Annotated in this window: 24 protein-coding genes; 12 read left to right on the top strand and 12 right to left on the bottom strand. The window is 60.6% G+C overall.

Going from position 1 to position 26,246, the window contains the following annotated elements; genetic code table 11:
- Nucleotides 1–3 precede the first annotated feature (3 nt).
- The 4 genes from thrC (at nucleotide 4) to ACU680_RS08880 (ending at nucleotide 3,865) form a co-directional block, all read left to right on the top strand.
- Nucleotides 4–1,413 (top strand): threonine synthase, encoded by a 1,410-nt coding sequence (gene thrC / locus ACU680_RS08895; protein WP_108181786.1) that lies wholly within the window; start codon nucleotides 4–6, stop codon nucleotides 1,411–1,413.
- Between the two features lie 119 nt (nucleotides 1,414–1,532).
- Nucleotides 1,533–2,885 carry a transporter substrate-binding domain-containing protein gene (locus ACU680_RS08890; RefSeq protein ID WP_448179240.1) on the top strand — a complete coding sequence of 451 codons (1,353 nt, stop codon included), beginning with the start codon at nucleotides 1,533–1,535 and terminating at the stop codon, nucleotides 2,883–2,885.
- 128 nt (nucleotides 2,886–3,013) lie between these two features.
- Nucleotides 3,014–3,421 carry a response regulator gene (locus ACU680_RS08885; RefSeq protein ID WP_367083264.1) on the top strand — a complete coding sequence of 136 codons (408 nt, stop codon included), beginning with the start codon at nucleotides 3,014–3,016 and terminating at the stop codon, nucleotides 3,419–3,421.
- 162 nt (nucleotides 3,422–3,583) lie between these two features.
- Entirely contained in the window at nucleotides 3,584–3,865 is a 282-nt protein-coding gene (locus ACU680_RS08880) for a DUF3509 domain-containing protein (RefSeq protein WP_367083266.1), read from the top strand.
- 175 nt (nucleotides 3,866–4,040) lie between these two features.
- Here the strand turns inward: ACU680_RS08880 and ACU680_RS08875 are convergent, their stop codons facing one another.
- Together ACU680_RS08875 and ACU680_RS08870 are read right to left on the bottom strand one after the other, a co-directional pair.
- Nucleotides 4,041–5,021, bottom strand: a complete 981-nt coding sequence (locus ACU680_RS08875; RefSeq protein WP_448179239.1) for a TIGR02285 family protein — start codon at nucleotides 5,019–5,021, stop codon at nucleotides 4,041–4,043.
- A complete protein-coding gene (locus tag ACU680_RS08870; protein WP_448179238.1) occupies nucleotides 4,948–6,147 on the bottom strand; it encodes a CaiB/BaiF CoA transferase family protein in 1,200 nt (399 codons plus the stop codon). Before ACU680_RS08870 ends, ACU680_RS08875 begins: the two co-directional genes overlap by 74 nt.
- A gap of 146 nt (nucleotides 6,148–6,293) precedes the next feature.
- Between ACU680_RS08870 and ACU680_RS08865 the strand changes: the two genes are divergently transcribed.
- The 4 genes from ACU680_RS08865 to ACU680_RS08850 all read left to right on the top strand — a co-directional run bounded on the left by ACU680_RS08865 (nucleotide 6,294) and on the right by ACU680_RS08850 (nucleotide 10,694).
- Complete coding sequence (locus ACU680_RS08865) at nucleotides 6,294–6,836, top strand: YaeQ family protein (RefSeq protein ID WP_448179237.1); 543 nt, start codon at nucleotides 6,294–6,296, stop codon at nucleotides 6,834–6,836.
- A 55-nt stretch (nucleotides 6,837–6,891) separates the two neighbouring features.
- Nucleotides 6,892–8,601 carry a single-stranded-DNA-specific exonuclease RecJ gene (recJ, locus tag ACU680_RS08860; RefSeq protein ID WP_448179236.1) on the top strand — a complete coding sequence of 570 codons (1,710 nt, stop codon included), beginning with the start codon at nucleotides 6,892–6,894 and terminating at the stop codon, nucleotides 8,599–8,601.
- 363 nt (nucleotides 8,602–8,964) lie between these two features.
- Nucleotides 8,965–10,071 carry an NADH:flavin oxidoreductase/NADH oxidase gene (locus tag ACU680_RS08855; RefSeq protein ID WP_134785512.1) on the top strand — a complete coding sequence of 369 codons (1,107 nt, stop codon included), beginning with the start codon at nucleotides 8,965–8,967 and terminating at the stop codon, nucleotides 10,069–10,071.
- An 89-nt stretch (nucleotides 10,072–10,160) separates the two neighbouring features.
- On the top strand, nucleotides 10,161–10,694 hold the full coding sequence (locus ACU680_RS08850; RefSeq protein ID WP_448179235.1) for a GNAT family N-acetyltransferase: 534 nt from the start codon (nucleotides 10,161–10,163) through the stop codon (nucleotides 10,692–10,694).
- A gap of 125 nt (nucleotides 10,695–10,819) precedes the next feature.
- Here the strand turns inward: ACU680_RS08850 and ACU680_RS08845 are convergent, their stop codons facing one another.
- Nucleotides 10,820–12,448: a glucan biosynthesis protein D gene (locus ACU680_RS08845; protein WP_367083274.1), complete on the bottom strand. Its 1,629-nt coding sequence runs from the start codon at nucleotides 12,446–12,448 to the stop codon at nucleotides 10,820–10,822.
- 393 nt (nucleotides 12,449–12,841) lie between these two features.
- Between ACU680_RS08845 and ACU680_RS08840 the strand changes: the two genes are divergently transcribed.
- The gene (locus tag ACU680_RS08840; RefSeq protein WP_003222012.1) at nucleotides 12,842–13,027 is read left to right on the top strand and encodes a hypothetical protein; all 186 of its coding nucleotides are present in this window, start codon (nucleotides 12,842–12,844) and stop codon (nucleotides 13,025–13,027) included.
- Nucleotides 13,028–13,190: 163 nt separating this feature from the next.
- Here the strand turns inward: ACU680_RS08840 and ACU680_RS08835 are convergent, their stop codons facing one another.
- Complete coding sequence (locus ACU680_RS08835) at nucleotides 13,191–13,703, bottom strand: BRO-N domain-containing protein (protein WP_367086221.1); 513 nt, start codon at nucleotides 13,701–13,703, stop codon at nucleotides 13,191–13,193.
- A 346-nt stretch (nucleotides 13,704–14,049) separates the two neighbouring features.
- On the opposite strand from ACU680_RS08835, the gene ACU680_RS08830 reads away from it, so the two are divergent.
- A complete protein-coding gene (locus ACU680_RS08830; protein WP_448179234.1) occupies nucleotides 14,050–14,631 on the top strand; it encodes a ComF family protein in 582 nt (193 codons plus the stop codon).
- 5 nt (nucleotides 14,632–14,636) lie between these two features.
- Nucleotides 14,637–15,194 carry a hypothetical protein gene (locus ACU680_RS08825; protein ID WP_007967760.1) on the top strand — a complete coding sequence of 186 codons (558 nt, stop codon included), beginning with the start codon at nucleotides 14,637–14,639 and terminating at the stop codon, nucleotides 15,192–15,194.
- A gap of 58 nt (nucleotides 15,195–15,252) precedes the next feature.
- Here ACU680_RS08825 and ACU680_RS08820 read toward each other — a convergent pair whose 3' ends face one another.
- The 8 genes from ACU680_RS08820 to ACU680_RS08785 form a co-directional block, all read right to left on the bottom strand.
- Nucleotides 15,253–16,737, bottom strand: coding sequence for an APC family permease (locus tag ACU680_RS08820; RefSeq protein ID WP_367083278.1), 1,485 nt, complete (start codon nucleotides 16,735–16,737; stop codon nucleotides 15,253–15,255).
- A gap of 213 nt (nucleotides 16,738–16,950) precedes the next feature.
- Nucleotides 16,951–18,375, bottom strand: a complete 1,425-nt coding sequence (locus tag ACU680_RS08815; RefSeq protein ID WP_367083280.1) for a gamma-aminobutyraldehyde dehydrogenase — start codon at nucleotides 18,373–18,375, stop codon at nucleotides 16,951–16,953.
- 142 nt (nucleotides 18,376–18,517) lie between these two features.
- On the bottom strand, nucleotides 18,518–19,327 hold the full coding sequence (locus ACU680_RS08810; protein WP_448179233.1) for an ABC transporter permease: 810 nt from the start codon (nucleotides 19,325–19,327) through the stop codon (nucleotides 18,518–18,520).
- Nucleotides 19,317–20,252: an ABC transporter permease gene (locus tag ACU680_RS08805; RefSeq protein ID WP_448179232.1), complete on the bottom strand. Its 936-nt coding sequence runs from the start codon at nucleotides 20,250–20,252 to the stop codon at nucleotides 19,317–19,319. Before ACU680_RS08805 ends, ACU680_RS08810 begins: the two co-directional genes overlap by 11 nt.
- A gap of 1 nt (nucleotide 20,253) precedes the next feature.
- On the bottom strand, nucleotides 20,254–21,291 hold the full coding sequence (locus tag ACU680_RS08800; RefSeq protein ID WP_134785514.1) for an ABC transporter ATP-binding protein: 1,038 nt from the start codon (nucleotides 21,289–21,291) through the stop codon (nucleotides 20,254–20,256).
- A gap of 223 nt (nucleotides 21,292–21,514) precedes the next feature.
- Nucleotides 21,515–22,666 carry a putative ABC transporter substrate-binding protein YdcS gene (gene ydcS / locus ACU680_RS08795; RefSeq protein ID WP_007967754.1) on the bottom strand — a complete coding sequence of 384 codons (1,152 nt, stop codon included), beginning with the start codon at nucleotides 22,664–22,666 and terminating at the stop codon, nucleotides 21,515–21,517.
- A gap of 85 nt (nucleotides 22,667–22,751) precedes the next feature.
- Nucleotides 22,752–24,209 carry a gamma-aminobutyraldehyde dehydrogenase gene (locus ACU680_RS08790; RefSeq protein WP_448179231.1) on the bottom strand — a complete coding sequence of 486 codons (1,458 nt, stop codon included), beginning with the start codon at nucleotides 24,207–24,209 and terminating at the stop codon, nucleotides 22,752–22,754.
- A gap of 130 nt (nucleotides 24,210–24,339) precedes the next feature.
- Nucleotides 24,340–25,254: a LysR family transcriptional regulator gene (locus ACU680_RS08785; RefSeq protein ID WP_007967749.1), complete on the bottom strand. Its 915-nt coding sequence runs from the start codon at nucleotides 25,252–25,254 to the stop codon at nucleotides 24,340–24,342.
- Between the two features lie 196 nt (nucleotides 25,255–25,450).
- On the opposite strand from ACU680_RS08785, the gene ACU680_RS08780 reads away from it, so the two are divergent.
- Nucleotides 25,451–26,182, top strand: coding sequence for a tellurite resistance TerB family protein (locus ACU680_RS08780; RefSeq protein WP_448179230.1), 732 nt, complete (start codon nucleotides 25,451–25,453; stop codon nucleotides 26,180–26,182).
- The last annotated feature ends 64 nt before the right edge of the window (nucleotides 26,183–26,246 follow it).

Here is a 26,246-nt window from a genome sequence, read left to right as displayed (position 1 = left end):
GTCATGCGTTACATCAGTACCCGCGGCCAGGCACCGGCCCTGAATTTCGAAGACGTCCTGCTGGCAGGTCTTGCCACCGACGGCGGTCTGTACGTCCCGGAAAACCTGCCACGTTTCACCCAGGAAGAAATCGCTTCCTGGGCCGGCCTGCCGTATCACGAGCTGGCTTTCCGCGTGATGCGCCCGTTTGTCACCGGCAGCATCCCGGACGCCGATTTCAAAAAGATCCTCGAAGAAACCTACGGTGTGTTCTCGCACAGCGCCGTTGCGCCGCTGCGTCAGCTCAACGGCAACGAATGGGTATTGGAGCTGTTCCACGGCCCGACCCTGGCGTTCAAGGACTTCGCCCTGCAACTGCTCGGTCGTCTGCTCGACTACGTGCTGGAAAAGCGCGGCGAGCGCGTGGTCATCGTCGGTGCCACCTCGGGTGACACCGGTTCGGCCGCCATCGAAGGCTGCAAGCACTGCGAAAACGTCGACATCTTCATCTTGCACCCGCACAACCGTGTGTCCGAAGTGCAGCGTCGGCAGATGACGACGATTGTCGGCGAGAACATCCACAACATCGCCATCGAAGGCAACTTCGATGACTGCCAGGAAATGGTCAAGAACAGCTTCGCCGACCAGAGCTTCCTCAAGGGCACGCGCCTGGTAGCGGTGAACTCGATCAACTGGGCGCGGATCATGGCCCAGATCGTCTACTACTTCCACGCAGCCCTGCAGTTGGGCGGCCCGGCGCGTTCGGTGGCGTTCTCGGTACCGACCGGCAACTTCGGCGACATCTTCGCCGGTTATCTGGCGCGCAACATGGGCCTGCCGATCAACCAGTTGATCGTCGCGACCAACCGCAACGACATCCTGCACCGCTTCATGAGCGGCAACCAGTATGTCAAGGAAACCCTGCACGCCACGCTGTCGCCGTCGATGGACATCATGGTCTCGTCGAACTTCGAACGCCTGCTGTTCGACCTGCACGGTCGCAACGGTGCGGCGATCGCCGGTTTGATGGATTCGTTCAAGCAGGGCGGTGGTTTCAGCGTCGAGCAAGAGCGCTGGACCGAAGCCCGCAAGCTGTTCGACTCGCTGGCCGTGGACGATGCACAAACCTGCGAAACCATCGCCGAAGTCTACGCGCAGTGCGGCGAAGTGCTCGACCCGCACACCGCCATTGGCGTGCGTGCTGCCCGCGAATGCCGTCGCAGCCTGGACATCCCAATGGTGATCCTGGGCACTGCGCATCCGGTGAAATTCCCGGATGCCGTGGAGAAAGCGGGTGTAGGAAAAGCTCTCGAACTGCCTGCACATCTTTCTGATTTGTTTGAGCGAAACGAGCGCTGCACCGTTCTGCCAAACGAGCTGAAAGCCGTACAGGCCTTTGTCAGCCAGCATGGCAACCGCGGCAAGCCGCTGTAAGCCGAAAAAGCTGTCACATTTTGAAGCCCGTCTCCTGACGGGCTTTTTTGTTTGTGCTGCCACACTGCTCGGGTTTTCGCCCATGAAGGACGGGTGAGTCGATCTCGAAGGAAGTGGCAATGCTGTTTGAAAGAGGATGGAAACACGCCCTGAAGCGGGTTTTTCTGCTGTGCCTGTTGGTTGGCTGGCGCGTGGGCGTTGCGGCGCATCTGGCGCATGATGAAGAGCAGTTGAACATCGGCACCGTCGTGCTGAATGAAGCCGAGCGGCAATGGGTTCGCGATAACCCGACGGTGATCGTGGCGGCGGAGCAGTACCCGTTGTACCTGTTTCTGGATGAGCATGGTCATTGGAGCGGCTTGAACAACGATGTGCTCAAACGCATCAGTGCCATGACCGGGTTGCAATTCGTTTACCGCGAGTCGTTTTCCACCGCGCAAATGCTCGAGCGCCTGGAGACCGGTGCCGCCGATATGAGCACGACCCTGGCGATGAATGATGAGCGCCGATTGAGTCTGGATTTCAGTCATGCCTTTGGCGGTGCCGGCTGGGTATTTGTCGGCCGCGCCGGCGAGCCGGGGGTGCAATCGCTGGAGCAGTTGGCCAAACGGGTACTGGTATTGCCGGGTCGGCATGCGCTGGAGGGGGTGATCCGACGCGATTATCCGTCCATCGAATTACGTTCGGTGAAAACCTATGCCGAGGCGCGGGCGCTGGTCGAAAGCGGTGAGGCCTATGCCACCATCGAAAATGAAATCGGTGCGCAGCTCTATCCCTCAGGCCTGCTCCAGGTCGGCGAACTGCTGGAAGGCAAATGGGAAGCCGATCTTTTGGCGGTGCGCAGAGGCCAGCCGCAATTACTGAGCATTCTGAACAAGGCGCTCGAAGCGTTCCCGGCCTCCGAACTGCGGGCCATTCGCCTGAAATGGCTGGGCGGCATCGGGCCGAAACCGGCCGCCGCCGGTTGGCAGCACTGGCTCCGCTCAAGCTGCTGGGGGATGGTTTTGGTGGGCGGCTTTTGTGTGATGTCGCTGTTATGGAATCGGCGCATGGCGGCCGTGATCAAACAGCATCGGGACGTGCAAGGCGAACTCGGCGATCAGTTGGTCTTCCAGCGCGCATTGATTGATGCCATGCCTGATCCGGTATTTGTCCGTGACTTGGAAGGGCGCCTGATCCTGTGCAACAAAAGTTATGAAGAGGCGTTGTCGCTCCGTTTTGAACAGGTGCAGGGATGCCGCTTGATCGATGTCGATGCGCTGCCGCGAGCCACCGCCGACATGCTGCATGCTGAGTTCATGATTCAGTTGAGAACACGCAGGACCCGCTTCAGCCGACGCCGTTTGCAATTCAGCGATGGCAATCGGGAAATCTACCAGTGGACCGTCCCGTTCTACAGCGCCAATGGGGAATTGCGCGGTCTGCTCGGGGGCTGGACGGATATCACCCAGCGTGATGCGGCGGCGGGATAGTGTCCGCATCGATATAGGGAAATTTCCTATGTCACGCGCCTCTTTTTCCGATGGGGGACTGAAGGAGGCTGCCCTAAAGTGGGCAGCAACTGCGGACGCGTCCGCGATTGCCGTTTCCGAGGTCGCCCATGCGCTCGCTCAAAGTCCTGATTCTCGAACCTGATCCTTATCGAATGATGGCGTTGCACCAGATGCTCAACGCGGTCGGTATTTATGACGTACTCACGGCACCATCGCTGGCCTCGGCACGCAGCTCGCTGGAGCGGCGCACCCGGGTCGACATCGCGATCTGCGATCCGCAGCTGAAAGGCGGAGAAGGCCTGGCGCTGATCCGCCATCTGGCGACCGAACGGCAGGCCAGCGCGCTCATTCTGCTGGGGCGAGTAGCACCGGGTCTGCTGAGCGATCTCGAAAGCCTGCTGCACGAGCAGGCGTTGACGCTGCTGGGGCGCCTGCAGACGCCGGTCTCGGCAGTGCTGATGCGCGGGCTGCTGGACACCTACCTGCAAGCGGCAGCCCAGCCGGCGCGAGCTTGAGCCGACGGTTATGTTTCTGTCATCTTCACCGTGCATGCTCTGACAGACCGCTCACTGCTCCGGGAGCAGCGCGGTATTCAGAACTTTCTTCTCGGGCCGGTGGTCATTTATGGTGAACACGCCCCAGGCACAATGTTTTCGGACTATTGAGTGGAGATCGAGATGGAAAGTATCAGTCTATTGCTCGGTGAGGCTCTGAGCCCGTATCAGGTGACGTTGACCCCCCGCGGTGCCCATGGCGAGTGCCTGGTGACCTTGAGGAACAGCAGCGGCGCCCTCGTGGTGGAGCGCGAATTCAATCAGGCGCAGTTGAGCGACAAGCGCCTGCTGACCGATGTGGTCGACGGTTTGCACCGCGACGTCCTGATCGCCGAGGGGCGACTGGAACCCTGTGTGATCGCGGCCTTGCGCAACGCGGCACTCGATAAGCGTGCAGCATTGTGAAGATGAAATATTTTTTGTGGGAACCTTCCTGCATCCCCGTCAGTCAGACCCCATAACAGCAGGATCAAGCATTGTGCTCCGGTGCTTGTCGCTTGCTGCTACGGGTCTTTATGTAGACCGCGTTTAACCCCGAGTCGTCTCCCCACTTCTCGGGGTTTCTTTTTGCCCGCAGGTTTTATGGTGCGGCTTGCTGCTCGAAAAAAATCCGCGCCTGTTGCAGGTAATCCGTGCGCATTTCGGGGTCCAGCCAGTCGGCGTACGACTGGTTCATTTGCTCATGGGGCAGGGTACGCAGCAGTTGGTTGATCTCGCTGATCGCCTGACGGCCCTGGGGCGTATCGGAACATCCGACATAGCCAGACAGATACTTGCCGGTGCCGCGAATCGGGTAGAACACCAATTCATCTTCGGCAATTTGCGCCTGCTGCGCCTGATAGCGGATCTCCGGCCAGTAACCCAACACTACTTGCAGACGCCCCAGGCGTTGCATCGACAGCAGGCTGCTAAGGGCGTCGTTGCCATAATGCGGCGTCAGCGCACCGTCCGGGGCCTGCTTGAGTAGCGTGTCGAGATACTCGCCGTAACTGCGCTCGGCGACCACTCCGACCTTGGTTTCGCCGTTGGCCAGAAATGCCGTCAGATCGACTTCACCGTCGATCAGGAACGGCGCCAGTACGTTGCGATCTTTCTGACGCACCACCAGACCATTACTGACAGCGCGAAACGCCGGGATAGAGAAGGCGATCCATTGTGTACGCTCCTTGCTCCAGATCAGCGAGGGGTCGCAAGTGAAGGACGGCTCGTGCAGCATCTGCATGCCACGGGCGCGATTGACCCGCATCAGCGTGTGTTCGTATTGCGGCATGCCGGCGATCAGCATCGGCAGCAGTTGATCGATCACGCCCTGGCCCTTTTTCGGGCCTTCGAAGATGGTCAGGGGCGGCAGGTCGCGCAACAGCCAGACCAGCGTGGGTTTCGCTTGCGCCCAAGTGGGCAGGACGAGCAGAAACAACAGGCCGAACAGCCGCCACGTCCACCAATGGTGAGCGCGGTTGGCGGCCGATGTCTGCCAATGTTTCAGCTTAAATAGCTCCGTCTGCGCGCAAGCGGGCGATCTGCTGTTCGTCGTAGCCAAGATCGTGCAGTACCTGCGCATTGTGTTCACCGAGTTGCGGCCCGACCCATTCGGAAGTGCCCGGTGTCTCGGAGAGTTTCGGCACGATGCCCGGCATCTTGAAAGGCTTGCCGTCCGGCAGTTTCGCCTGCAGGAACATTTCCCGGGCGAGGTACTGCGGATCGCTGAACATGTCCTCGGCACTGAAGATCCGGCTGGCCGGCACTTCCGCCTGATTGAGCAGGTCGAGCACGCTTTGCAGCGGCAGTGAATTGACCCAGCGGTCGATCACGCCGTACAACTCGTCACGGCGAATGTCGCGCCCGTCATTACTGGCCAGCGTCGGGTCGTTGGCCAGATCCTCGCGGCCGATGATCAGCATGAAGCGCTTGAAGATCGCGTCACCATTGGCGCCGATCTGCACGTGCTTGCCGTCGGCGCTGGTGTGGATCGATGACGGCGTGATGCCTGGCATGATGTTGCCGGTGCGCTCGCGGATGAAACCGAACACGTCGAACTCCGGCACCATGCTTTCCATCATGGCGAAAATCGCCTCGTACAACGCGACATCGACGACTTGGCCGAGACCACCGTTGACCTCACGATGACGCAGCGCCATCAACGCACCGATCACGCCCCACAGCGCGGCAATCGAGTCACCGATGGAGATCCCGGTGCGCACCGGTGGCCGGTCGTCGAAACCGGTGATGTAGCGCAAGCCGCCCATGGATTCGCCGACCGCACCGAAGCCCGGTTGATCTTTCATCGGCCCGGTCTGGCCGAAGCCCGAGAGGCGCACCATCACCAGTTTCGGATTCAGCGCGTGCAGGGTTTCCCAGCTCAGCCCGAGTTTTTCCAGCACGCCGGGGCGAAAGTTTTCGATCAGGATGTCGGCTTCGCCCAGCAGTTTTTTCAGGATCGCCAGACCTTCCGGATGCTTGAGGTTCAGGGTCAGCGACTTCTTGTTGCGCGCCTGGACGAACCACCACAGCGAGGTGCCTTCATACAATTTGCGCCACTTGCGCAGCGGATCACCGCCGTCGGGCGATTCGATCTTGATCACTTCGGCGCCGAACTCGCCGCAAATGCGCGAGGCAAACGGCCCGGCAATCAACGTACCCAATTCAATGACTTTCACACCGCTGAGCGGTTTGTTGGCGAACGGCATACTGAATCCTGTAGGACAAGGCTGAGCGGATACAGCGTTTTAACATAGCCGGCTGTCAGACGCCGCAGGTTGATCGCCATCAATTCGATGATTGCCTACCGCATCGGTTAGACTTGCCGACTTTCCTCGTATCAAGAAGCCCGTTCATGGCCCAGCCGTCTACCACCTACAAATTCGAACTGAACCTCACCGACCTCGACCGTGGCGTCTACGAGAGCGTCAAGCAGACCATCGCCCGTCACCCTTCGGAAACCGAAGAACGCATGACCGTGCGGCTGCTGGCCTACGCCCTCTGGTACAACGAACTGCTGTCGTTCGGCCGTGGTCTGTCGGATGTGGATGAACCTGCACTGTGGGAAAAAAGCCTGGATGACCGCGTGCTGCACTGGATCGAAGTCGGCCAGCCGGACGCCGATCGCCTGACCTGGTGCTCGCGTCGCACCGAACGCACCAGCCTGCTGGCCTATGGCAGCCTGCGTGTATGGGAAGGCAAAGTCGTACCGGTAGCCAAGAACCTGAAAAACGTCAGTATCGCCGCCGTGCCGCAGGAAGTGCTGGAAACCCTGGCCAAGGACATGCCGCGTGTCATCAAGTGGGACGTGATGATCAGCGAAGGCACGATCTTCGTCACCGACGACCGCGGTCAGCACGAAGTCCAACTGGAATGGCTGGCAGGCGAGCGCGGCTGATCCCGCGCCGTCCGCTGATTAATCCCACGTACTTAAGAGAAGTTTCCGTTAGCCCATGCGTATTGATCCTCGCCCGTTGCCTGCCACGCTGCCGTTTCTCGGTGACCTGCCACCTTTGCTGACCCGTTTGTACGCGGCGCGGGGTGTGCAGTCCGAATCGGAGCTGGATAAAAGTCTGGCGCGGCTGATTCCGTTTCAGCAGCTCAAGGGCATTGAGGCGGCGGTGGATCTGCTGGTGACGGCACTGGAGCAGCGTCAACGGATTCTGATCGTCGGCGACTTTGACGCCGATGGCGCGACGGCCAGTACGGTCGGCGTGCTCGGCTTGCGTCTGCTGGGCGCGGCGCATGTCGATTATCTGGTGCCGAACCGCTTCGAATACGGCTATGGCCTGACCCCGGAAATCGTCGAAGTCGCCCTGACCCGCGAGCCGCAGTTGCTGATCACCGTCGACAACGGCATCTCCAGCGTCGAAGGCGTGGCCGCCGCCAAGCGCGCAGGGCTGAAAGTCTTGATCACCGACCACCACTTGCCCGGTGATGAACTGCCGCTGGCCGATGCGCTGGTCAATCCGAACCAGCCCGGTTGCGAGTTTCCGAGCAAGGCGCTGGCCGGGGTCGGGGTGATTTTCTACGTGTTGATGGCCTTGCGCGCGCGCCTGCGCAATCTCGGCTGGTACGAGAGCAAGTCGCAGCCGAACATCGGCGAACTGCTGGATCTGGTGGCGCTGGGCAGCGTCGCCGACGTGGTGCCGCTGGACGCCAACAACCGGATTCTGGTGCATCAGGGCCTCGAGCGGATTCGCGCCGGGCGCGCACGGCCGGGGATCAAGGCGATTCTCGAAGTCGCCAAGCGTGACGCGGCGCGGACTACCTCCACGGATCTGGGCTTTATTGTTGGCCCGCGCCTGAACGCGGCGGGGCGCCTGGACGACATGAGCCTGGGTATCGAATGCCTGCTCACCTCCGACGCCAATCTGGCGCGGGAAATGGCCGCGCAACTGGACGGCATGAACCAGGACCGCAAATCCATCGAGCAGGGCATGCAGCGCGAGGCGCTGGCCCAGCTCAAGGATTTGCCGGTGGAGTCGATGCCGTTCGGCCTGTGCCTGTTCGATCCCGAATGGCACCAAGGGGTGATCGGCATTCTTGCCTCGCGGATGAAAGAGCGCTATTTCCGCCCGACCATTGCTTTCGCCGATGCCGGTGATGGCCTGCTCAAGGGCTCGGGGCGTTCGGTGCAGGGTTTCCATATTCGCGATGCCCTGAGCGTGGTGGCGGCGCAGCATCCGAACCTGATTGCCAAGTACGGTGGTCACGCGATGGCGGCCGGCCTGACCTTGCCGCAAGAGAATTTTCCGCTGTTCGCCGAGGCTTTTGACGCTGAGGTGCGTCGGCAACTTCGCGAAGAAGACCTGACCGGGCGCATGCTCTCGGACGGCACGCTGGCGGTCGAGGAGTTCCATCTGGAACTGGCTCGCGCCCTGCGCCATGCCGGGCCTTGGGGCCAGCACTTCCCGGAGCCGCTGTTCCATGGCGTGTTCCAGTTGGTCGAGCAACGGGTGGTCGGCGAGCGGCACCTCAAAGTGGTGCTGAAAAGCGAGTGCGGGTCGGTGAAGCTCGACGGTATTGCCTTCGGTATCGACCGCGATGTGTGGCCGAATCCGACCATTCAGTGGGTCGAGCTGGCCTACAAGCTCGACGTCAACGAGTTTCGGGGCAACGAGACGGTGCAACTGATGATTGCCCACATCGAACCGCGCTGACCCCCTGAGGGCTTTTGTGGCGAGGGAGCTTGTCGAGTCGTCGCACCGTCCCGCTGGGCTGCGAAGCGGCCCCAGACCCTGCAAACGGGTTGCTACCGGAAAATCACAGTGCAGGGTTTTACGACTGCTGCGCAGCCGAGCGGGAGCAAGCTCCCTCGCCACAGGTTCGGTGGCACTTATGGAAAACGTCTTGAACCCTCCCTCATCCCCGGTTGTCGACTAGGCTCTAAGCACTGCTTGATTGGCCTTGTGACGTCTTGTCGAATTTTTTGCCCGCGGGGGCGGGTGCTGCACCTTTTCCTGTCACTCGTCGACTTTTCAAACAGAACCCTGGAGCCTGCCCACTGATTTGAGAGGTGCCCCATGAGTCTGCTGCTCGAACCCTTTACCCTTCGCCAACTGACCCTGCCCAATCGCATCGCCGTCTCGCCGATGTGCCAGTACTCCAGCGTCGACGGTCTGGCCAACGACTGGCATCTGGTGCACCTGGGCAGCCGCGCAGTGGGCGGTGCCGGCCTGATTTTCACCGAAGCCACAGCGGTCACCGCCGACGGGCGCATCACCGCCGAAGACCTCGGTTTATGGAACGACGAACAGATCGAACCGCTGCAACGCATCACCCGCTTCATCACCGCTCAGGGCGCGGTTGCTGGCATTCAACTGGCCCACGCCGGGCGCAAGGCCAGCACCCATCGGCCATGGATCGGCAAACATGGCAGCGTCAAACCGGAGGATGGCGGCTGGACCCCAGTCGGCCCGTCACCGATTGCCTTCGACCCGCAGCACACGCAACCGAAACAGCTGGATGAAGGGCAGATCGCCGAAGTCATCCAGGCCTTCGTTGCTGCGGCCAAACGCGCACTGACCGCAGGTTTCAGCGTGGTCGAGGTGCATGCCGCCCACGGTTATCTGCTGCATCAGTTTCTGTCGCCGCTGAGCAATCAGCGCCGCGATCAATACGGTGGTTCGTTCGAAAACCGTATTCGGCTGGTCTTGCAAGTCACCGAGGCCGTGCGCGAGGTCTGGCCGCAAGAGTTGCCGGTGTTTGTCCGGGTGTCGGCCACCGATTGGGTGGAAGACGGCTGGAACCCGGATGAAACCGTGGAGCTGGCGCGCCGCCTCAAGGCGCTGGGGGCGGATCTGATCGATGTGTCGTCCGGCGGCACGGCGGCCAACGCCGAGATTCCCGTGGGGCCGGGCTATCAGACGCGCTTTGCCGAACGGGTACGCAAGGAATCAGGCATCGCCACCGGCACCGTCGGCATGATTACCGAGCCGGCGCAGGCCGAGCACATTCTGCGCACCTGTCAGGCCGACATCATCTTCCTTGCCCGGGAGCTGCTGCGTGACCCGTACTGGCCGCTGCATGCCGACGATGATCTGGGTGGGCGCAAAGCGGTGTGGCCGGCGCAGTATCAGCGTGCGACTCATCGTGATCAGCCGATTCACGAGTCTGATCTGCGCGATTGATTTCAAACCGGCGCAACGTCTATAAAACCCGCCATTGAACCGGCGGGTTTTTTCTTGCCTGCCGTTCGCGGATATCAGGGAAGACTGCCATGTTGAGCGAACGAGAACTGAGCGAACACGACTTGCCATTGCTGGCACAGATCGACCGCAGCGAGCTGGTGGAGGAGTGCTATCGGCTGGAAAACGGTGAATTGATTCTGTATCCGGTGCATTTCGACATGCGTGGCTGGCCGGAAGGCGAAGCCGAAGAGAATGCGCTGACGCTGGCGCAGTGCTTGCGGCGCGGTGGCTGGTTATACGGGGTTTTCGATGGGCAGGCGCTGGTCGCGGCGGTCGTTGTGGATAACCGGGTTATGCACAATCAGGGGCTGAGCATGCGGCAGATGAAGTTTCTGCACATCAGCCGCGACTATCGGGGGCAGGGGCTGGGAGTGAAGTTGTTTGCGCTGGCCTGCGAGCAGGGGCGGCGATTCGGTGCCGAGGCGTTGTATGTTTCAGCGACTGAATCGCGTAATACCGTGGAGTTTTATCAGCGTCAGGGGTGCCGGCTGGTTGATCAGGCGGATCCGGATTTATTCGCTCTGGAACCCTGCGATATCCATTTGTATTTGCCGCTGGCCTGACGGACGCCATCGCTGGCAAGCCAGCTCCCACAATGGTCGGTGTCGATCACGAAATTTGTGGACGGCGCCGAACTTGTGGGAGCTGGCTTGCCAGCGATGAGGTCCGATCAGACGCTAGACAACCTTCAAGGATACTTGCGCTTGTCCGGCGCCGGCGGGAAGTACTGGTACAACCAGGTCTCGCTCAACGTGCGGTCATTGGTGCGGATGAACAGGCGCAGTTCCACCGGCTCGACACTGTCGCTGGTCGGGTACCAGTCGAACAGGATCCGGTAGCCCTTGATGTCATCGAGCACCAGCACGCTGAAGTCTTGCACCTTGCCGTTGGAGCAAGTGACCACCGGTTCGATCCCGGTGCCCTGCGGCAGGCGATCCAGGCCGCCACCGGTAAAGTCCACGGCAAAACGTCGCGCCCAGACCGGCGGGTAATGCTCGCCCGGTGCCCAGCCTTCGACGAAGCCACCCATGCCCGAACGGGTCGCATGCACTCGCGCCAGCGGTGTGCCGACTGGCGGTAGGGCGCTCCAGTAGAGTTTGTAGCCGTAGTTCAGCGAGTCGCCAGCGGCCACCGGTTTCTTCGGCGTCCAGAACGCGACGATGTTGTCGAGGGTTTCGCCGGTGGTTGGAATTTCCAGCAGATCGATAGAGCCTTCGCCCCACGCGGTGGTCGGTTCGACCCACAGGCTAGGGCGCTTGCTGTACCAGTCGACGGTGTCCTGATAGTTGGCGAATTCGTGATCGGTCTGCACCAGTCCGAAGCCTTTCGGATCGGTGTCGGCGAACGCGTTGAACTGCAGGGTCGCCGGGTTGTTCAGCGGGCGGCAGATCCACTCACCGTTGCCACGCCACATCGCCAGGCGATCCGAGTCGTGGATTTGCGGGTGGATGGTGTCGCACATGCGGCGTTCGTGGGTGCCGCAGCTGAACATGCTGGTCATCGGCGCGATGCCCAGTTGTTCGATGGCGGTACGCGCATTGATGTGGGCGTCGATCTCCATCACCACGCGCTCGGCCTGGCAATCGATGTCGAAGCGGTAGGCACCGGTGGCGCTCGGCGAGTCGAGCAGGGCGTAGACCACGAAACGGGTGGCGTTCTGCTCCGGAGTCTCGAACCAGAACTTGGTGAAGTCAGGGAATTCTTCGCGCTTTTTCGCGTAGGTGTCGACGGCCAGGCCGCGAGCGGAGAGGCCATATTGGCCAGTGGCATCCACCGCGCGGAAATAGCTGGCGCCGAGGAATGACACCACGTCATGGCGATCCAGCTCCGGCGCCTTGAACAGCTTGAAGCCGGCAAAGCCCAGGTCACCCTTGAGCTGCTGGGTATCGACCGAGGTGTTCTCGTAGTTGAACAGCGTCGGGCGGAAGTGGACTTCGCGGGCCGTGCGGGTCTTGGGATCGACGCTGTACATGCGCACCGGCTGGCGGAAACCCATGCCGACATGGAAGAACTGCACGTCCAGCTGACCCTTGTTTTCCTTCCACAGCGAATGATCGCCGTCGTAGCGGATCGCGTTGAAGTTCTGCGGGGTCATGGTCGCCAGAGTCGGCGGCAGCACCTGTTTAGTGTCCTGATAGGCCGAGCCGGCCAGTTGCTTGGCCTGACGCTTGAGCGCTTCGAAGTCGAAGGCCTGCGCTTCACCATCGGCGGCGCCACCATTGGCGGCCCAGGCCCGGGCGGCCAGCAGGCCGGAAGCGGAGAGACCGGTGTAAGCCGCAATGGCCATCGACGCTTTGAGCAAATTCCTGCGGTGCATAAATACAACCTGTCGTGAGCAATCCCGCGCCGTTCCTGGCACGTGCTGGATCAGAAATTACGGTTCGGACAAGCCTTCGGCCAAACGCAACGGACTATAAACAGATGCCGGCTAGCTTAAACGGTTCGCTCGCCGAGCAAAATTCGTTGATACACGGTGACAGAGTGTCAATGAAACAAGACATGTCGGTTAAATGTCTGACGGCACTTTCTGATTTACAGGGCATATCTGCTTTTCTCGACTAATTACTCTAAAAACCGCTTTTCAGCGCCGATTAAATTTCTATTCTATGGGCATGGCCGGCGCGACCGGCAGGGCACAGGCGCTGCTGTAAGGGGCAGGGCGATGTGGTGATCAAGCAATTCTTCGAAGTATCAGAGAAGGACATCGTCCATGGCAAAAATTCAAGGCATCGCCGAAATGCTCGGCATCTTTCCCTGCCTCGGCAGCGGGCGCAGAAGACGTCGATTGAGTTCTGAAGAGCTGAAGCTGGTGGAGCGTTATCGCGAGTTGTCGGAGAGTGACCGGATAGCGATGCGGTATCTGGTGGATGCGATGCGCAGTGTTTCGCGGTTTTAACGGCGCGTAAGAGTGTGGCGAGGGAGCTTGTCGAATCGTCGCACCGTCCCGCTGGACTGCGCAGCAGTCCCCTGCTTTTTGTAGAGGGGCCGCTGCGCGACCCAGTGGGACGGTGCGACGATTCGACAAGCTCCCTCGCCACAGGTTTTTTGTTAGATGGGCTTCAGCTACAGGTTCCGAGCACCGGATACGGCTGCTGGCCGTGCATCAACTCCGGCACGTCACGCCATTTGACCCACGCCTGTTGCTGCCAGTGCAGCAGCGGCACAGTGACGCCAGCCCAGTTCACCGAACTCAGGCTCGGGCAGTTCTCCAGAGATACCGCGCTGGTTTCGCGCAACATCGGAATCACTTCATGGCTCAGCCATTGGCGCAGGTTGCGGTTTTCCGGAACGAAGTGATGAACGAGCAGTGCGAACAGGCCGGATTCGCTGACCATCGCGCAATCGATAATTTCGCCATCCCGACGCAGGAGGACATGGCGGCGCTGATCGGGATCGAGTTTCAGGGTGAGGCGTTCGTTTAGCGGATAGCCCATCAGGCGACCTAGATCCTGAACGCAGAACCAGGCTTCGTGGTCTTGCATGAAGGCGTGGAGGAAGCGGTTGTGGCGCGTGAAGACGGTGGGGGTGAAGTGAGGAAAGTTTTCAGAGGTGTTTTTGATTTGTTTAGGCATTTGTCGACTCCAATATTCAGAATAGAGCCGCCACTCAAATGAGCGCGGTTGCGCCATGTTGATTTTGTTCCGGCTTCGACACCGGGCTGCTGATTTCACAGCCGGAAAGAAGACTATCTCCCGGATGCTCTCCGCGCCAAGTCTGCGCTATCGACACTAACTGTAGGAAACGGAGCTTTTTCAGGAGGGCTGCGTCTGTAGGAGATGCCTGTTTTTGCACTGGCGCCAGTGAAACGACCCCTAACCAGTGTTTTTTCCGCTATTTGTTTGAATCTCGCGCATCGCTACAGATGCTCGGCCCTTGGTTTCAGGGCTCAAAAGATTGTTATGAATACTGGAGAATTCAATGAAGGTATCCCTCAAACAGATCGATGGACCTTGGGATCAGGGCTGGGTGCTGGACAAACACATGGTAAGTAGTACCTTTCTTGGCAACGATGATCGCGGGCATCCATGCTTCGATAACCAGCGCACCGAGATCGGCGAAGCGACCTACCAGCTCAAATACCAGAAGGATTGGACTCAGGTCGACCCACTCGCCCAAGCGGTAGCGACAAATGTGTTCCCAAAACTGGATCAGGTCGGATTTGTAGTACCTATGCCTGCTTCAAATATTCGTCAGCGACAACCGGTAACCGAGGTTGCCCTGGCGTTGGGACAAATTACTGGGCTGCCGGTTTTCTCTGATTTGCTTCGGAAAGCGGCCACTGGAAAATCGCTCAAGGATTTGCACTCCAAAGCAGACAAGGTTGCTGCGATTGGAGACAGTTTCAGCGTCAATGACGAAATCACCACGGATGGGCGCTGGAATGTTTTGGTTGTAGATGATCTGTTTGATAGCGGGGCGTCGATGGACGCGGCCTGCGCTGTTTTGCGTAAATATCCCAAGGTAGGGAAGATTTACGTAGCGGCGCTAACTTGGAAGTGAACTCAATGACGACTGTATTTATTGCTGGCTCTATCAACATCAAGAACCTTGATCCGAAGGTTAAAGAGCGTATCAATAATATCGTTGCGTCCGATTTTGAGGTGGTGGTGGGTGATGCAGGTGGCGCCGACACCTCCATTCAGGAGTATCTGCTCAGTCTTGAGCGATCCAGAACCACGGTGTTCTGCAGCGGTTCGGCACCGAGGAATAACCTTGGGAAATGGCCCGCCAGAACAGTCGACTCCAAACACTCCAAAGGGTCGAGAGCCTTCTTCACCGAAAAAGACGTGGTGATGGCTGAAGCGGCTGATTACGGCTTGATGATCTGGGATGCAAAGAGCACCGGTACGCTCAGCAACGTCATTGAACTGTTATCGAGAAAGAAGAAATCGCTTGTCTTCGTCAACAAGGAAAAGGAATTCAAAGTGGTCGGAGACGTCAGTCAGCTCGAAGAGTTGATTGCATTCATGTCCGATCACGCCAGGCAAAAAGCCAATGAAAAAATCAGGTTGTTCGATCGTATTTCCTTGCTGAAGCACGATCAGGCAGAGCTTTCTTTTTGATGTTTTTTCTCGGCCTTCCTGAACCCCGGCACCTTGTCGGTGCCGGGATGGCAGGTTCTTAGCGACTCACCTTCCACGCATCCCCAGCCGGCGCCTTCCCATGGTCATACGGCTTGCCAATCCACATATAAGCCAACCCCAATCCAATCACGATGGCCGTGCTCAGCACCATCGCATAGTTCACGTACCACGCCGCATCCGGCGTACGTGGCCAGGCCATGTTGATGATTGCGCCAACGCCGTACACCAGCGCGCCGATGTTCACCGGCCAGCCCCAGGCGCCGAGGGTGAATTTGCCGCTGGGTTTCCAGCCTTTGCTGCGTGCATACAAAGCGGCCAGCACGATCATCTGGAACGCGAGGTAGATGCCGATGGCGGCGAAGCTGACGATGGTGGCCACGGCGTCTTGCAGGAAGAAGCCGAGGGCGATGATCAGGGCGGGCAGGACACCGGAGACGAACAGCGCGGCAACCGGCACCTGGGTGGTAGGAGAAATCTTTTTCAGCAGTCGGCTGCCGATGACCATTTCGTCGCGAGCGTAGGAGTACAGCAGACGGCTCGCCGCAGCCTGCAGGCTGATGACGCAGGAGATGAAGGAAATCATCACTACGCCCATCACCACTTTCGAGCCGATCGGGCCGAAGGCATTGTTGAGGATGGTGGTGACCGGGTCCTTGTCGGTGCCGTTGATCACCGCTTGCATGTCCGGCACGGCGAGGATCAGCGCCAGGCAGGCGAACATCGCCGCGATGCCGCCGATGTAGATGGTCATGCGCATGGCCACCGGGATTTTTGCGCTCGGGTTCGGAGTTTCTTCGGCGACGTCGCCGCAGGCCTCGAAGCCGTAGTAGAGGAACATCCCGGCCAGCGAAGCGGTGAGGAAGGCTGGCAGGTACGAGCCGTCGACGCGGATGTCGAAGGTGTTGAACAGCACGCTCAACGGCTGATGACGTTCGAAGATCAGCAGGTACACGCCGACGATCACCGCACCGACCAGTTCGCAGAGGAAGCCGAACATCGCGATGCGCGCCAGCACTTTGGTGCCGCTCAGATTGACCAGCGTGGCGAACAAGGTCAGCACCAGCGCGATGACGATGTTGGTGTTGTTGCTCGGTTCAAACCCGAGCATCGCCGCCAGATACGGGCCGGCACCGACAGCCACCGCAGCAATGGTCACGCACAGGGCGATGGAGTAGATCCAGCCGACCATCCATGCCCATTTCTTGCCGACCAGACGCCGCGCCCATGGATAAACGCCACCGGAAATCGGGAACTGCGAGACCACTTCGCCGAAGATCAGGCACACCAGCAACTGGCCGAAACCGACCAGCAAGTAAGCCCAGAACATCGGTGGCCCGCCGGCCGCGAGGCACAGGCCGAACAGGGTATAAACCCCTACGACCGGTGACAGATAAGTGAAGCCCAGCGCGAAGTTTTCCCACAGGCTCATGCTGCGGTTGAAGTTCGAGGTGTAGCCGAGTTTGCGCAGTTGTTCGGCATCGCTGTCGGCAACGGCGGCCGAGAGTTCGGGTGAGGCACTCATGGGTGTTTGCTCCGGGAAATCGGCAGATTTCGGATGGCCGAGGCCGTGGCGGGGCTTTGCGGGCGCCGCCCGGGTCGGTGGTTATTGTTTTGGGATCCTGGTGGTGCGTAATGCCGGTTTCCTTCCTGAAACCGAGGTGACGCCATCGCTGGCGAGCCAGCTCCCACAAGAGCTGCACTGAACCTTGTGGGAGCTGGCTTGCCAGCGATGCTTTTAGTGCTTGAACATCACATGCCGAACCGTGGTGTAGTCCTCCAGCCCGTACATGGACATGTCCTTGCCGTAGCCGGACAATTTCTGACCGCCATGGGGCATTTCGCTGACGAGCATGAAGTGCGTGTTGACCCAGGTGCAGCCGTACTGCAACCGCGCGGACAAGCGATGGGCGCGTCCGACATCCGCCGTCCACACCGAGGAGGCGAGGCCGTAGTCGGAATCGTTGGCCCACTCCAGCGCCTGCGCTTCATCGGTGAATTTGGTCACCGACACCACCGGCCCGAACACCTCGCGGCGAACGATCTCGTCATCCTGTTGCGCGTCGGCCAGCACCGTCGGTTCGAAGAAGAAACCGTTGCCTTCCACAGCCTTGCCGCCGGTGATCAAGCGAATGTGCGACTGCGCCACGGCGCGTTCGACGAAAGCGGCGACGCGGTCGCGATGTTGCGCGGTGATCAGCGGTCCCAACTCGGTCGACGGATCATCCTGCAAGCCATACTTGATGCTGCTGACCGCCGCGCCAAGCTTCTCGACAAACTTGTCGTAAATGCCCTGCTGCGCGTAGATCCGGCACGCGGCGGTGCAGTCCTGCCCGGCGTTGTAGAAACCGAAGGTGCGAATGCCTTCCACCGCTGCATCGATATCGGCGTCGTCGAAGATGATCACCGGCGCCTTGCCGCCCAGTTCCATGTGCATGCGTTTGACGCTGTCGGCGGTGCTGGCAATGATGTTGGCGCCCGTAGCGATGGAGCCAGTCAGCGAGACCATGCGCACTTTCGAATGCGTGACCAACGGGCTGCCGACGGTAGGACCGCGACCGAACACCAGATTGAGTACGCCTGCCGGGAAGATTTCCGACGCCAGTTCGGCCAGACGCAACGCGGTCAGCGGGGTTTGTTCTGACGGCTTGAGCACCACGGTATTACCGGCGGCCAGCGCCGGGGCAATTTTCCAGGCGACCATCATCAACGGGTAGTTCCACGGCGCGATGGACGCGATCACGCCCACCGGGTCGCGGCGGATCATCGAAGTGTGGCCTGGCAGGTATTCGCCACCGGCCGAACCGCTCATGCAACGGCTGGCGCCGGCGAAGAAACGGAACACATCGGCAATCGCCGGGATCTCGTCGTTGAGTGCGGCGCTGTAGGGTTTGCCGCAGTTGTCGGATTCGAGTTTCGCCAGTTCCTCGCCATGGGCTTCGATGGCGTCGGCAAGTTTGAGCAGCAGCAGCGAGCGGTCCTTCGGCGCGGTTTGCGACCACTCGGCAAAGGCATTGTCGGCGGCGCGCACGGCGGCATCGACCTGGGCCTCGCTGGCTTCGTTGATTTCCACCAGCACACTGCCGAGCGCCGGGTTGAGCACCGGTTGGGCGGGGCCTTCGCCGTTGACCAGATGGCCGTTGATCAAGAGTCTGGTTTGCATGTCTGTTGTCCTCACTAACACTTTTATTGTTCTGTCGAAACCGAACCCCTGTAGGAGCTGCCGAAGGCTGCGATCTTTTGATCTTGATCTTAAAAAACAACATCAAAAGATCGCAGCCTTCGGCAGCTCCTACAGGGAGGATTTATTTACCGCCACTGCCCGCGACGCTCTCGCCACCCTGGGTCAGGTAATACGCCCCCAGGATCGGCAGCATGGTCACCATCATCACTAGCATGGCGACGACATTGGTCACCGGCACATCCCGTGGGCGGCTGAGCTGGTTGAGCAGCCACAACGGCAACGTGCGCTCATGCCCGGCGGTAAACGTAGTGACGATGATTTCGTCGAACGACAGCGCAAACGCCAACATGCCACCGGCCAGCAACGCCGAGCCGAGGTTCGGCAGGATGATGTAGCGAAAGGTCTGCCAGCCGTCGGCGCCGAGATCCATCGAGGCCTCGATCAGGCTGTGCGAGGTGCGGCGCAGGCGGGCGATGACGTTGTTGTAGACGATCACCACGCAGAACGTCGCGTGACCGACGATGATGGTGAACATCCCCGGCTCGATCCCCAGCGTCTTGAACGTTGCCAGCAGCGCGATCCCGGTGATGATCCCCGGCAGCGCGATCGGCAAAATCAGCATCAGCGAAATGCCCTGCTTGCCGAAGAAATCGCGGCGATACAACGCGGCGGAAGCCAAGGTGCCGAGCACCATCGCAATCAAGGTGGCGATGGCCGCGATCTGCAGCGAGAGCTTGATTGCCTCCAGCACGTCCGGCCGTGAAAACGCCACGCTGAACCAGTGCAGGGTGAAGCCTTTCGGCGGAAAGCTGAACGCCGCTTCCTCGGTGTTGAAGGCGTAAAGAAAGATGATCAGGATCGGGAAGTGCAGAAACACCAGCCCGCCCCAGGCTGCCATGCGCAAACCCAATGAAGCCTTTTCAGAGTGCATCGAAGGCCCCCAGACGTTTGACGATGGACAGGTAAACCGCGATCAACACAATCGGCACCAACGTGAACGCCGCCGCCATCGGCATGTTGCCGATCGCACCTTGCTGCGCGTACACCATGCTGCCGACGAAGTAGCCCGGCGGGCCGACCAGTTGCGGCACGATGAAATCGCCCAGGGTCAGGGAAAAGGTGAAGATCGAACCGGCCGCAATTCCGGGCACCGACAGCGGCAAGATCACCTGCATGAAGGTCTGACGCGGCTTGGCGCCAAGGTCGGCAGAAGCCTGCAACAGCGACGGCGGCAAGCGCTCCAGCGAGGCCTGAATCGGCAGAATCATGAACGGCAGCCAGATGTAGACGAACACCATGAACCGTCCCAGATGCGAGGTCGACAGGGTGCTGCCGCCCACCCCGGGAATCCCCAGAATGAACTGCAACACTGGCTCCAGTCCCAGGTGCTGGACGAACCATTGCGCGACGCCACCCTTGGCCAACAGCAACGTCCAGGCGTAGGCCTTGACGATGTAACTGGCCCACATCGGCATCATCACCGCGATGTAGAAAAACGCCTTGGTCTTGCCGGTAGTGTAGCGCGCCATGTAATAGGCAATCGGGAAGGCGACGATGGCGCTGGCGATCGACACGACGATGGCCATGCTCAGCGTGCGCAGGATGATGTCGAAGTTCGACGGCTGAAACAGCGCGGCAAAATTCGCCAGGGTCAGGTCGGGAGTGACCGCCATGGTGAAGTCGTCGAAGGTGTAGAAACCCTGCCACAACAGCATCAGCAGCGAGCCGAGATAGATCGCGCCAAACCACAGCAGTGGCGGCACCAGCAGCAGCGACAGGTACAGATTCGGCTTGCGGTAGAGCAGGTTGGAAAACCGCCGCAGCGGCGGCGCTTGAGTCATTGCGAGCGTGCTCATTTCACACCCCGCTCGCCACGGTGTCGTGCAGTGGAATCATCGCTTCCCGCGCCCAGCGTGCGCTCAGGCGCTGGCCGGTCTGGTGCTGCGCGCTGCTGTCGATCCACTGATTGTTGGCGTGGCTGATGCTCAGGGTCTGGCCGTTTTCCAGCGTCAACTCATAGCGCGTGGCGCTGCCCTGATACTGGATGTCGTGGAGCAGACCGCTGACTTCGATTTCATGGCTGGCGAGCGGCCCTTCGGCGAAACGCACGTGCTCGGGGCGAATCGAAAATGGCTGCGGATGGCCGCTGAGCTGGCGCGCCAGATCGCCGCGAATCACGTTCGAGGTGCCGACGAATTCGGCGACGAACGTGGTGGTGGGTTTCATGTACAGATTGCGCGGGGTGTCGACCTGTTCGATGCGGCCCTTGTTGAATACAGCGACGCGATCGGACATCGACAGCGCCTCGGTCTGGTCGTGAGTGACGAAGATGAAAGTGATGCCGAGCTGGCGTTGCAGCTTCTTCAGTTCACTCTGCATCTGCTCGCGCAATTTCAGGTCGAGCGCGCCCAACGGCTCATCAAGCAACAGCACGCGCGGACGATTGACCAGTGCACGGGCGAGGGCCACGCGCTGGCGCTGACCGCCGGACAGCTGCACCGGTTTGCGTGCGCCATAACCGCCGAGGGCGACCATGTCCAACGCCTCTTCGGCGCGCTTGTGGCGCTCGGTTTTGCTCACGCCTTTGACCTTCAAGCCATAGGCGACGTTGTCCAGCACGTTCATGTGCGGGAACAGCGCGTAGTCCTGGAAGACGGTGTTCACATCACGTTGATACGGCGGCAAACCGGCGGCTTCCGCGCCGTGAATACGGATCGAACCGGCGCTCGGTTGTTCGAAACCGGCGATCAGGCGCAGGCAGGTGGTCTTGCCCGAGCCGGAAGGGCCGAGCATGGAAAAGAACTCGCCGTCCTGGATGTCGATGGAAACCCGGTCAACGGCCTTCACTTCGCCGAACTGCCGGGAAACGTTGGTGAACTGGACTGCAAGCGTCATGGTGCGGTGCTCCAAAAAGGCGTGGGCCGTCGCAGCGGCCCTGCCTGGACTTCTGAAAAAACTGAATCCTGTTGCTTTTGTGGCGAGGGAGCTTGCTCCCGCTGGAGTGCGCAGCACTCCCAATTGGCCATGTGCGATTTGACTGGCAGACCGCATTGACAGGTCTTGGGGTGGCTTCGCCACCCAGCGGGAGCAAGCTCCCTCGCCACAGGTGAGCGGCTTGTCAGCGGCCGCCCATGATCGCGATGTAGTCCTGGGTCCAGCGGCTATAAGGCACGAACTTGCCGCCCTCGGCCTGCGGGGTTTTCCAGAAGGCGATCTTGTCGAACTGGTCGAAACCGTTGGTCTTGCAACCCTCGGCGCCGAGCAGTTCGCTCTCCTTGCACGCCGCCGGCACGGCTGGCAGCGAACCAAACCACGCCGCCACGTCACCCTGGACTTTCGGCTGCAGCGACCAGTCCATCCACTTGTACGCGCAGTTCGGGTGCTTGGCCTCGGCGTGCAACATGGTGGTGTCGGCCCAGCCGGTGGCGCCTTCTTTCGGGATGGTCGAAGCGATCGGCTGTTTCTCGTTGATCAGGCCGTTGACCTGATACGGCCAGGCGCTGGAGGCGACCACTCCTTCGTTCTTGAAGTCGCTCATCTGTACCGTGGTGTCATGCCAATAACGGTGGATCAATGGCTGCTGCGCGCGCAGCAGATCAAGCACAGCCTTGTACTGCGCCTCGGTCAGTTGATACGGATCCTTGATCCCCAGCTCAGGTTTGGCGGTCTTCAGGTACAGCGCCGCGTCGGCGATGTAAATCGGGCCGTCATAGGCCTGCACGCGGCCCTTGTTCGGTTTGCCGTCGGGGAAATTCTGCGCGTCGAACAGTACGTTCCAGCTGGTCGGCGGCGTCTTGAACACGTTGGTGTTGTACATCAGCACGTTCGGGCCCCACTGGTACGGGGTGCCGTAGGTCTGCTTGTTGACCACATACCACGGCGCATCTTTCAGGCGTGGGTCGAGGGTGTTCCAGTTCGGGATCAACGCGGTGTTGATCGGTTGCACACGCTTGCCGACGATCAACCGCAGCGAGGCATCACCGGACGCGGTCACCAGGTCGTAACCGCCCTTGGCCATCAGGCTGACCATCTCGTCGGAGGTGGCGGCAGTCTTCACGTTGACCTTGCAGCCGGTTTCCTTCTCGAAACCGCTCACCCAGTCGTAGGCCTTGTCGCTCTCGCCACGTTCGATGTAACCCGGCCAGGCGACAATATCCAGCTGACCTTCGCCGGCGCCGACGGCTTTCAGCGGCTCGGCGGCTTGCAAACTGGCGCTGGCGAGCAGGGCCGTGGTGATTGCACTGAACAGTGCGGTCTTGTGCACGAACATGGTTGAACCCTCTTCTTCAAATTATGGTCGGGGCAGTTGTGAACGCGGTGAAGCCATGCCGTTTTGCGGCTTGTTATTAGCGTAGTCAGAGATGCTGGCCGTGGCGGGCCATGATGTGCCGCACCACGCTGTAGTCCTGCAGCGAATCACTGGATAAGTCTTTGCCGTATCCGGAACGTTTCAGCCCTCCGTGGGGCATTTCGCTGACCAGCATGAAATGGCTATTGATCCAGGTGCAGCCGTACTGCAAGCGGGCGGCGACCTGCATTGCCTTGTCCAGATTCTGCGTCCACACCGACGAGGCGAGGCCGTATTCGGAATCGTTGGCCCAGTCCACCGCTTGCGCGAGTTCGTCGAAGCGGGTCACGGTGACCACCGGGCCGAACACTTCGCGCTGGACGATTTCATCGCTCTGCTTGCAACCGGCCAGCAACGTCGGCTGGTAGAAGAACCCGGCGCCGGAATGCACCGCCGCGCCAGTCACGCGTTCGATGTGCGGCTGGCCGAGGGCGCGCTCGACGAAACTGGCGACGCGGTCGCGCTGGCGGGTGCTGATCAGCGGGCCGATCTCGTTGTCGGCGTCGCGTTTGCCGGCGAAGCGCAGACTGCTGACCGCCGCGCCGAGTTCGGCGACCAGTTTGTCGTGAATCCCGGCCTGGGCGTAGATGCGGCACGCCGCGGTGCAATCCTGCCCGGCGTTGTAGTAACCGTAGGTGCGCACGCCGTCGACCACCGCCTGAATGTCGGCATCGTTGCAGACGATCACCGGGGCCTTGCCGCCGAGTTCCAGATGCGTGCGCTTGAGGGTTTTTGCAGCGGCTTGAAGGATTTTCTGCCCGGTGACGATATCGCCGGTCAGCGAGACCATGCGCACCTTGGCATGCCCGACCAGATCGCTGCCGACGCCTTCACCGCCACCGCAGATGATGTTGATCACCCCGCGCGGCAGGATCTCGGCGAGTGCTGGCGCCAGTGCGAGGATCGACAGCGGCGTGTGTTCCGACGGCTTGAACACCAGCGTATTGCCGGCGGCGAGGGCCGGGGCGATTTTCCACGCGGCCATCATGATCGGGTAGTTCCACGGCGCAATCGACGCCACCACGCCAATCGGATCGCGGCGCACCATGCTGGTGTAACCCGGCACATATTCGCCGCTGAGCTGGCCGGTCTGGCAACGCACGGCGCCGGCAAAGAAACGGAACACGTCGACGGTCGCAGTCAAATCGTCCTGCCGCGCCAGGTGCAGCGGCTTGCCGCAGTTCAAGGATTCGAGGCGGGCGAGGTGATCGGCGTGTTTTTCCACCGCACTGGCGATGTCCAGCAGCAGGTTCGAACGTTGCTGCGGCGTGGTGCGCGACCATTCGGCAAAGGCGCGGTGCGCGGCGAGGATCGCGGTTTCAACCTGCTCGGTGCTGGCCTCGGCGATGTGGGTGAGGATTTCACCGGTGGCCGGGTTGAGGATCGGCTCGACAAAACCCTGCCCGGCGACCAGTTCGCCGTCGATCAGCAATGCGGTACACATCGGGGTCTGCACGCCAGCCATTTTCCGCAATCTCTTTTCTTGTGTGGTCATTGAGGCTCCCATGCCCGGGAGCCGACCGTCTTATAGATGCAGCAAGACTAGTGCGCGGCTCCGAGGTCGACAAATTCTAAATACTGAAGGTGGCATTCGATTAAATAGATGGCTTGCGTCCGCCGTGGGGCTGTTCGCGGGCCACGGTCAGAAATGGATCAACCAGGGCAGGACGCGCGGTCCCTCGGCGCCAGGCCAGACCGACGTCGAGGGTCTGGTTGAGGTCGGCAATTGGCCGCGCTTCGATGATGTCGCCCTCCAGTGACCATGGGCGGTAAGTCATGTCCGGTTGAATCGAAACGCCTAGCCCTGCCGCTACGAGGCTTCGCACGGCTTCGGTGGAGGCCGTGCGCAGGGTGATCTTCGGTTGCAGCCCGGCGCCGCGCCACAGACGCTGGGCATTGCGATCCATTTCGTCGACGTTCAGTTGAATCAGCGGCTCGCGAGCGACGTCGGCGAGGTTGATGCTGTCGTGTTCCAGCAGCGGATGCTGGGCCGGCAGCCACAGACGGTGCGGTGAGTGGGTCAGCACTTCGGTCTGCAAGGCGTGGCGATCTTCGAGGTTGGACAGGATCAGCACGCCGACATCAATCTCGCCGCTGACCAGCAAATGCTCGATGTACGGCCGTTCGTCCTCCATCACTCGGATTTCCACATTGGGATAGGCGCGCTGGAACCGCGTGAGCAGATCGGCGAGGTAATAACCGGCGACCAGGCTGGTTACGCCGACGATCAACTGTCCGGCGACCTGATCGGTGCTTTGCTGCAGGCTGCGCTTGGCATTGTCCACGGTGGCCAGAATCAGGTGCGCCTGGCGCAGGAACTGATGGCCTTGATGGGTCAGGGTCATGCCCTTGGCATGGCGGCTGAACAGGCTGACGCCGATTTCTTCCTCCAGTTGCTGGATCGCCAGGGTCAGGGTCGATTGGGAAATAAACGCGGTTTGCGCGGCGGCGGAGATAGAGCCGGTCTCGGCCACCGCGATGAAGTGGCGGATCTGACGCAGGGTCATCATGAGGAGGGTACCCGGTGGGCGGTTTTTATAGATTGGCCTGAGTGTATATCGTTTTTTTAGAGGGTAGCGGTGAGCGGCATGCTGCAAGTCGAAGCCCGAGCAACATCTGGAAGCACACTCGCGGGCTGGGCAGGGGCACTTTCGAACTAGGCTGAGGGCCTGATAGATCCGGATAACCCTGTTTTGGAGGCGGAACATGAACACCCGTGGATTGCTCGATCAACTTCTCAAGTCCGGCCAGGATCTGTTGCAGAACAAGGCCGGCGGGGCGCAGAACAATCAGCACAAACCGGCGGCTGGCGGCCTTGGCGGTTTGCTTGGCGGGTCTTCAGGCTCCGGTGCGCTGGGCGGCCTGCTCTCGGGTGCTGGCGGTGGTGCGCTGGCGGCCGGGGCGATGGGCCTGCTGCTCGGCAGCAAAAAAGCGCGCAAGGTTGGCGGCAAAGTCGCGGTCTACGGTGGCCTCGCTGCCCTTGGTGTGCTGGCCTACAAGGCTTACGGCAACTGGAACGCACAAAAGGGCACGGCCCCACAAACCGAACCGCAGACGCTGGATCGACTGCCGCCCGCGCAAGCCGAGCAGCACAGTCAGGCGATTCTCAAGGCGCTGGTTGCAGCCGCCAAGGCCGACGGCCACATCGACGACCGCGAACGCCAGTTGATCGAAGGCGAGTTCACCAGACTCGACAACGATCAGGAGCTACAGCACTGGCTCCACGCCGAACTCAACAAACCCCTCGACCCGGCCGACGTCGCCCGTGCCGCCAGCACCCCCGAAATGGCGGCAGAAATGTACATCGCCAGCGTGATGCTGGTGGATGAGGAGAGCTTTATGGAGAAGGCGTATCTGGAGGAATTGGCCAAGCAACTGAAGCTGGAGCCGGGCTTGAAGGTCGAGCTGGAGAAGCAGGTGCGCCAGGCATCGCAATAGCACTGCCTGAACACGGTGCTTATGTAGGAGCTGCGGCACGCTGCGATCTTTTGATTTTCAAAGC

This window comes from Pseudomonas sp. LF020, assembly GCF_053456425.1.
This window is presented reverse-complemented; position numbering and strand designations above follow the sequence as displayed.

Bases quoted from the DNA above. Each gene is read 5' to 3' on its own strand.
- thrC (WP_108181786.1), top strand. From the start codon at position 4: ATGCGTTACATCAGTACCCGCGGCCAGGCACCGGCCCTGAATTTCGAA.
- ACU680_RS08890 (WP_448179240.1), top strand. From the start codon at position 1,533: ATGCTGTTTGAAAGAGGATGGAAACACGCCCTGAAGCGGGTTTTTCTG.
- ACU680_RS08885 (WP_367083264.1), top strand. From the start codon at position 3,014: ATGCGCTCGCTCAAAGTCCTGATTCTCGAACCTGATCCTTATCGAATG.
- ACU680_RS08880 (WP_367083266.1), top strand. From the start codon at position 3,584: ATGGAAAGTATCAGTCTATTGCTCGGTGAGGCTCTGAGCCCGTATCAG.
- ACU680_RS08875 (WP_448179239.1), bottom strand. From the start codon at position 5,021: ATGCGCAGGTACTGCACGATCTTGGCTACGACGAACAGCAGATCGCCC.
- ACU680_RS08870 (WP_448179238.1), bottom strand. From the start codon at position 6,147: ATGCCGTTCGCCAACAAACCGCTCAGCGGTGTGAAAGTCATTGAATTG.
- ACU680_RS08865 (WP_448179237.1), top strand. From the start codon at position 6,294: ATGGCCCAGCCGTCTACCACCTACAAATTCGAACTGAACCTCACCGAC.
- recJ (WP_448179236.1), top strand. From the start codon at position 6,892: ATGCGTATTGATCCTCGCCCGTTGCCTGCCACGCTGCCGTTTCTCGGT.
- ACU680_RS08855 (WP_134785512.1), top strand. From the start codon at position 8,965: ATGAGTCTGCTGCTCGAACCCTTTACCCTTCGCCAACTGACCCTGCCC.
- ACU680_RS08850 (WP_448179235.1), top strand. From the start codon at position 10,161: ATGTTGAGCGAACGAGAACTGAGCGAACACGACTTGCCATTGCTGGCA.
- ACU680_RS08845 (WP_367083274.1), bottom strand. From the start codon at position 12,448: ATGCACCGCAGGAATTTGCTCAAAGCGTCGATGGCCATTGCGGCTTAC.
- ACU680_RS08840 (WP_003222012.1), top strand. From the start codon at position 12,842: ATGGCAAAAATTCAAGGCATCGCCGAAATGCTCGGCATCTTTCCCTGC.
- ACU680_RS08835 (WP_367086221.1), bottom strand. From the start codon at position 13,703: ATGCCTAAACAAATCAAAAACACCTCTGAAAACTTTCCTCACTTCACC.
- ACU680_RS08830 (WP_448179234.1), top strand. From the start codon at position 14,050: ATGAAGGTATCCCTCAAACAGATCGATGGACCTTGGGATCAGGGCTGG.
- ACU680_RS08825 (WP_007967760.1), top strand. From the start codon at position 14,637: ATGACGACTGTATTTATTGCTGGCTCTATCAACATCAAGAACCTTGAT.
- ACU680_RS08820 (WP_367083278.1), bottom strand. From the start codon at position 16,737: ATGAGTGCCTCACCCGAACTCTCGGCCGCCGTTGCCGACAGCGATGCC.
- ACU680_RS08815 (WP_367083280.1), bottom strand. From the start codon at position 18,375: ATGCAAACCAGACTCTTGATCAACGGCCATCTGGTCAACGGCGAAGGC.
- ACU680_RS08810 (WP_448179233.1), bottom strand. From the start codon at position 19,327: ATGCACTCTGAAAAGGCTTCATTGGGTTTGCGCATGGCAGCCTGGGGC.
- ACU680_RS08805 (WP_448179232.1), bottom strand. From the start codon at position 20,252: ATGAGCACGCTCGCAATGACTCAAGCGCCGCCGCTGCGGCGGTTTTCC.
- ACU680_RS08800 (WP_134785514.1), bottom strand. From the start codon at position 21,291: ATGACGCTTGCAGTCCAGTTCACCAACGTTTCCCGGCAGTTCGGCGAA.
- ydcS (WP_007967754.1), bottom strand. From the start codon at position 22,666: ATGTTCGTGCACAAGACCGCACTGTTCAGTGCAATCACCACGGCCCTG.
- ACU680_RS08790 (WP_448179231.1), bottom strand. From the start codon at position 24,209: ATGGCTGGCGTGCAGACCCCGATGTGTACCGCATTGCTGATCGACGGC.
- ACU680_RS08785 (WP_007967749.1), bottom strand. From the start codon at position 25,254: ATGATGACCCTGCGTCAGATCCGCCACTTCATCGCGGTGGCCGAGACC.
- ACU680_RS08780 (WP_448179230.1), top strand. From the start codon at position 25,451: ATGAACACCCGTGGATTGCTCGATCAACTTCTCAAGTCCGGCCAGGAT.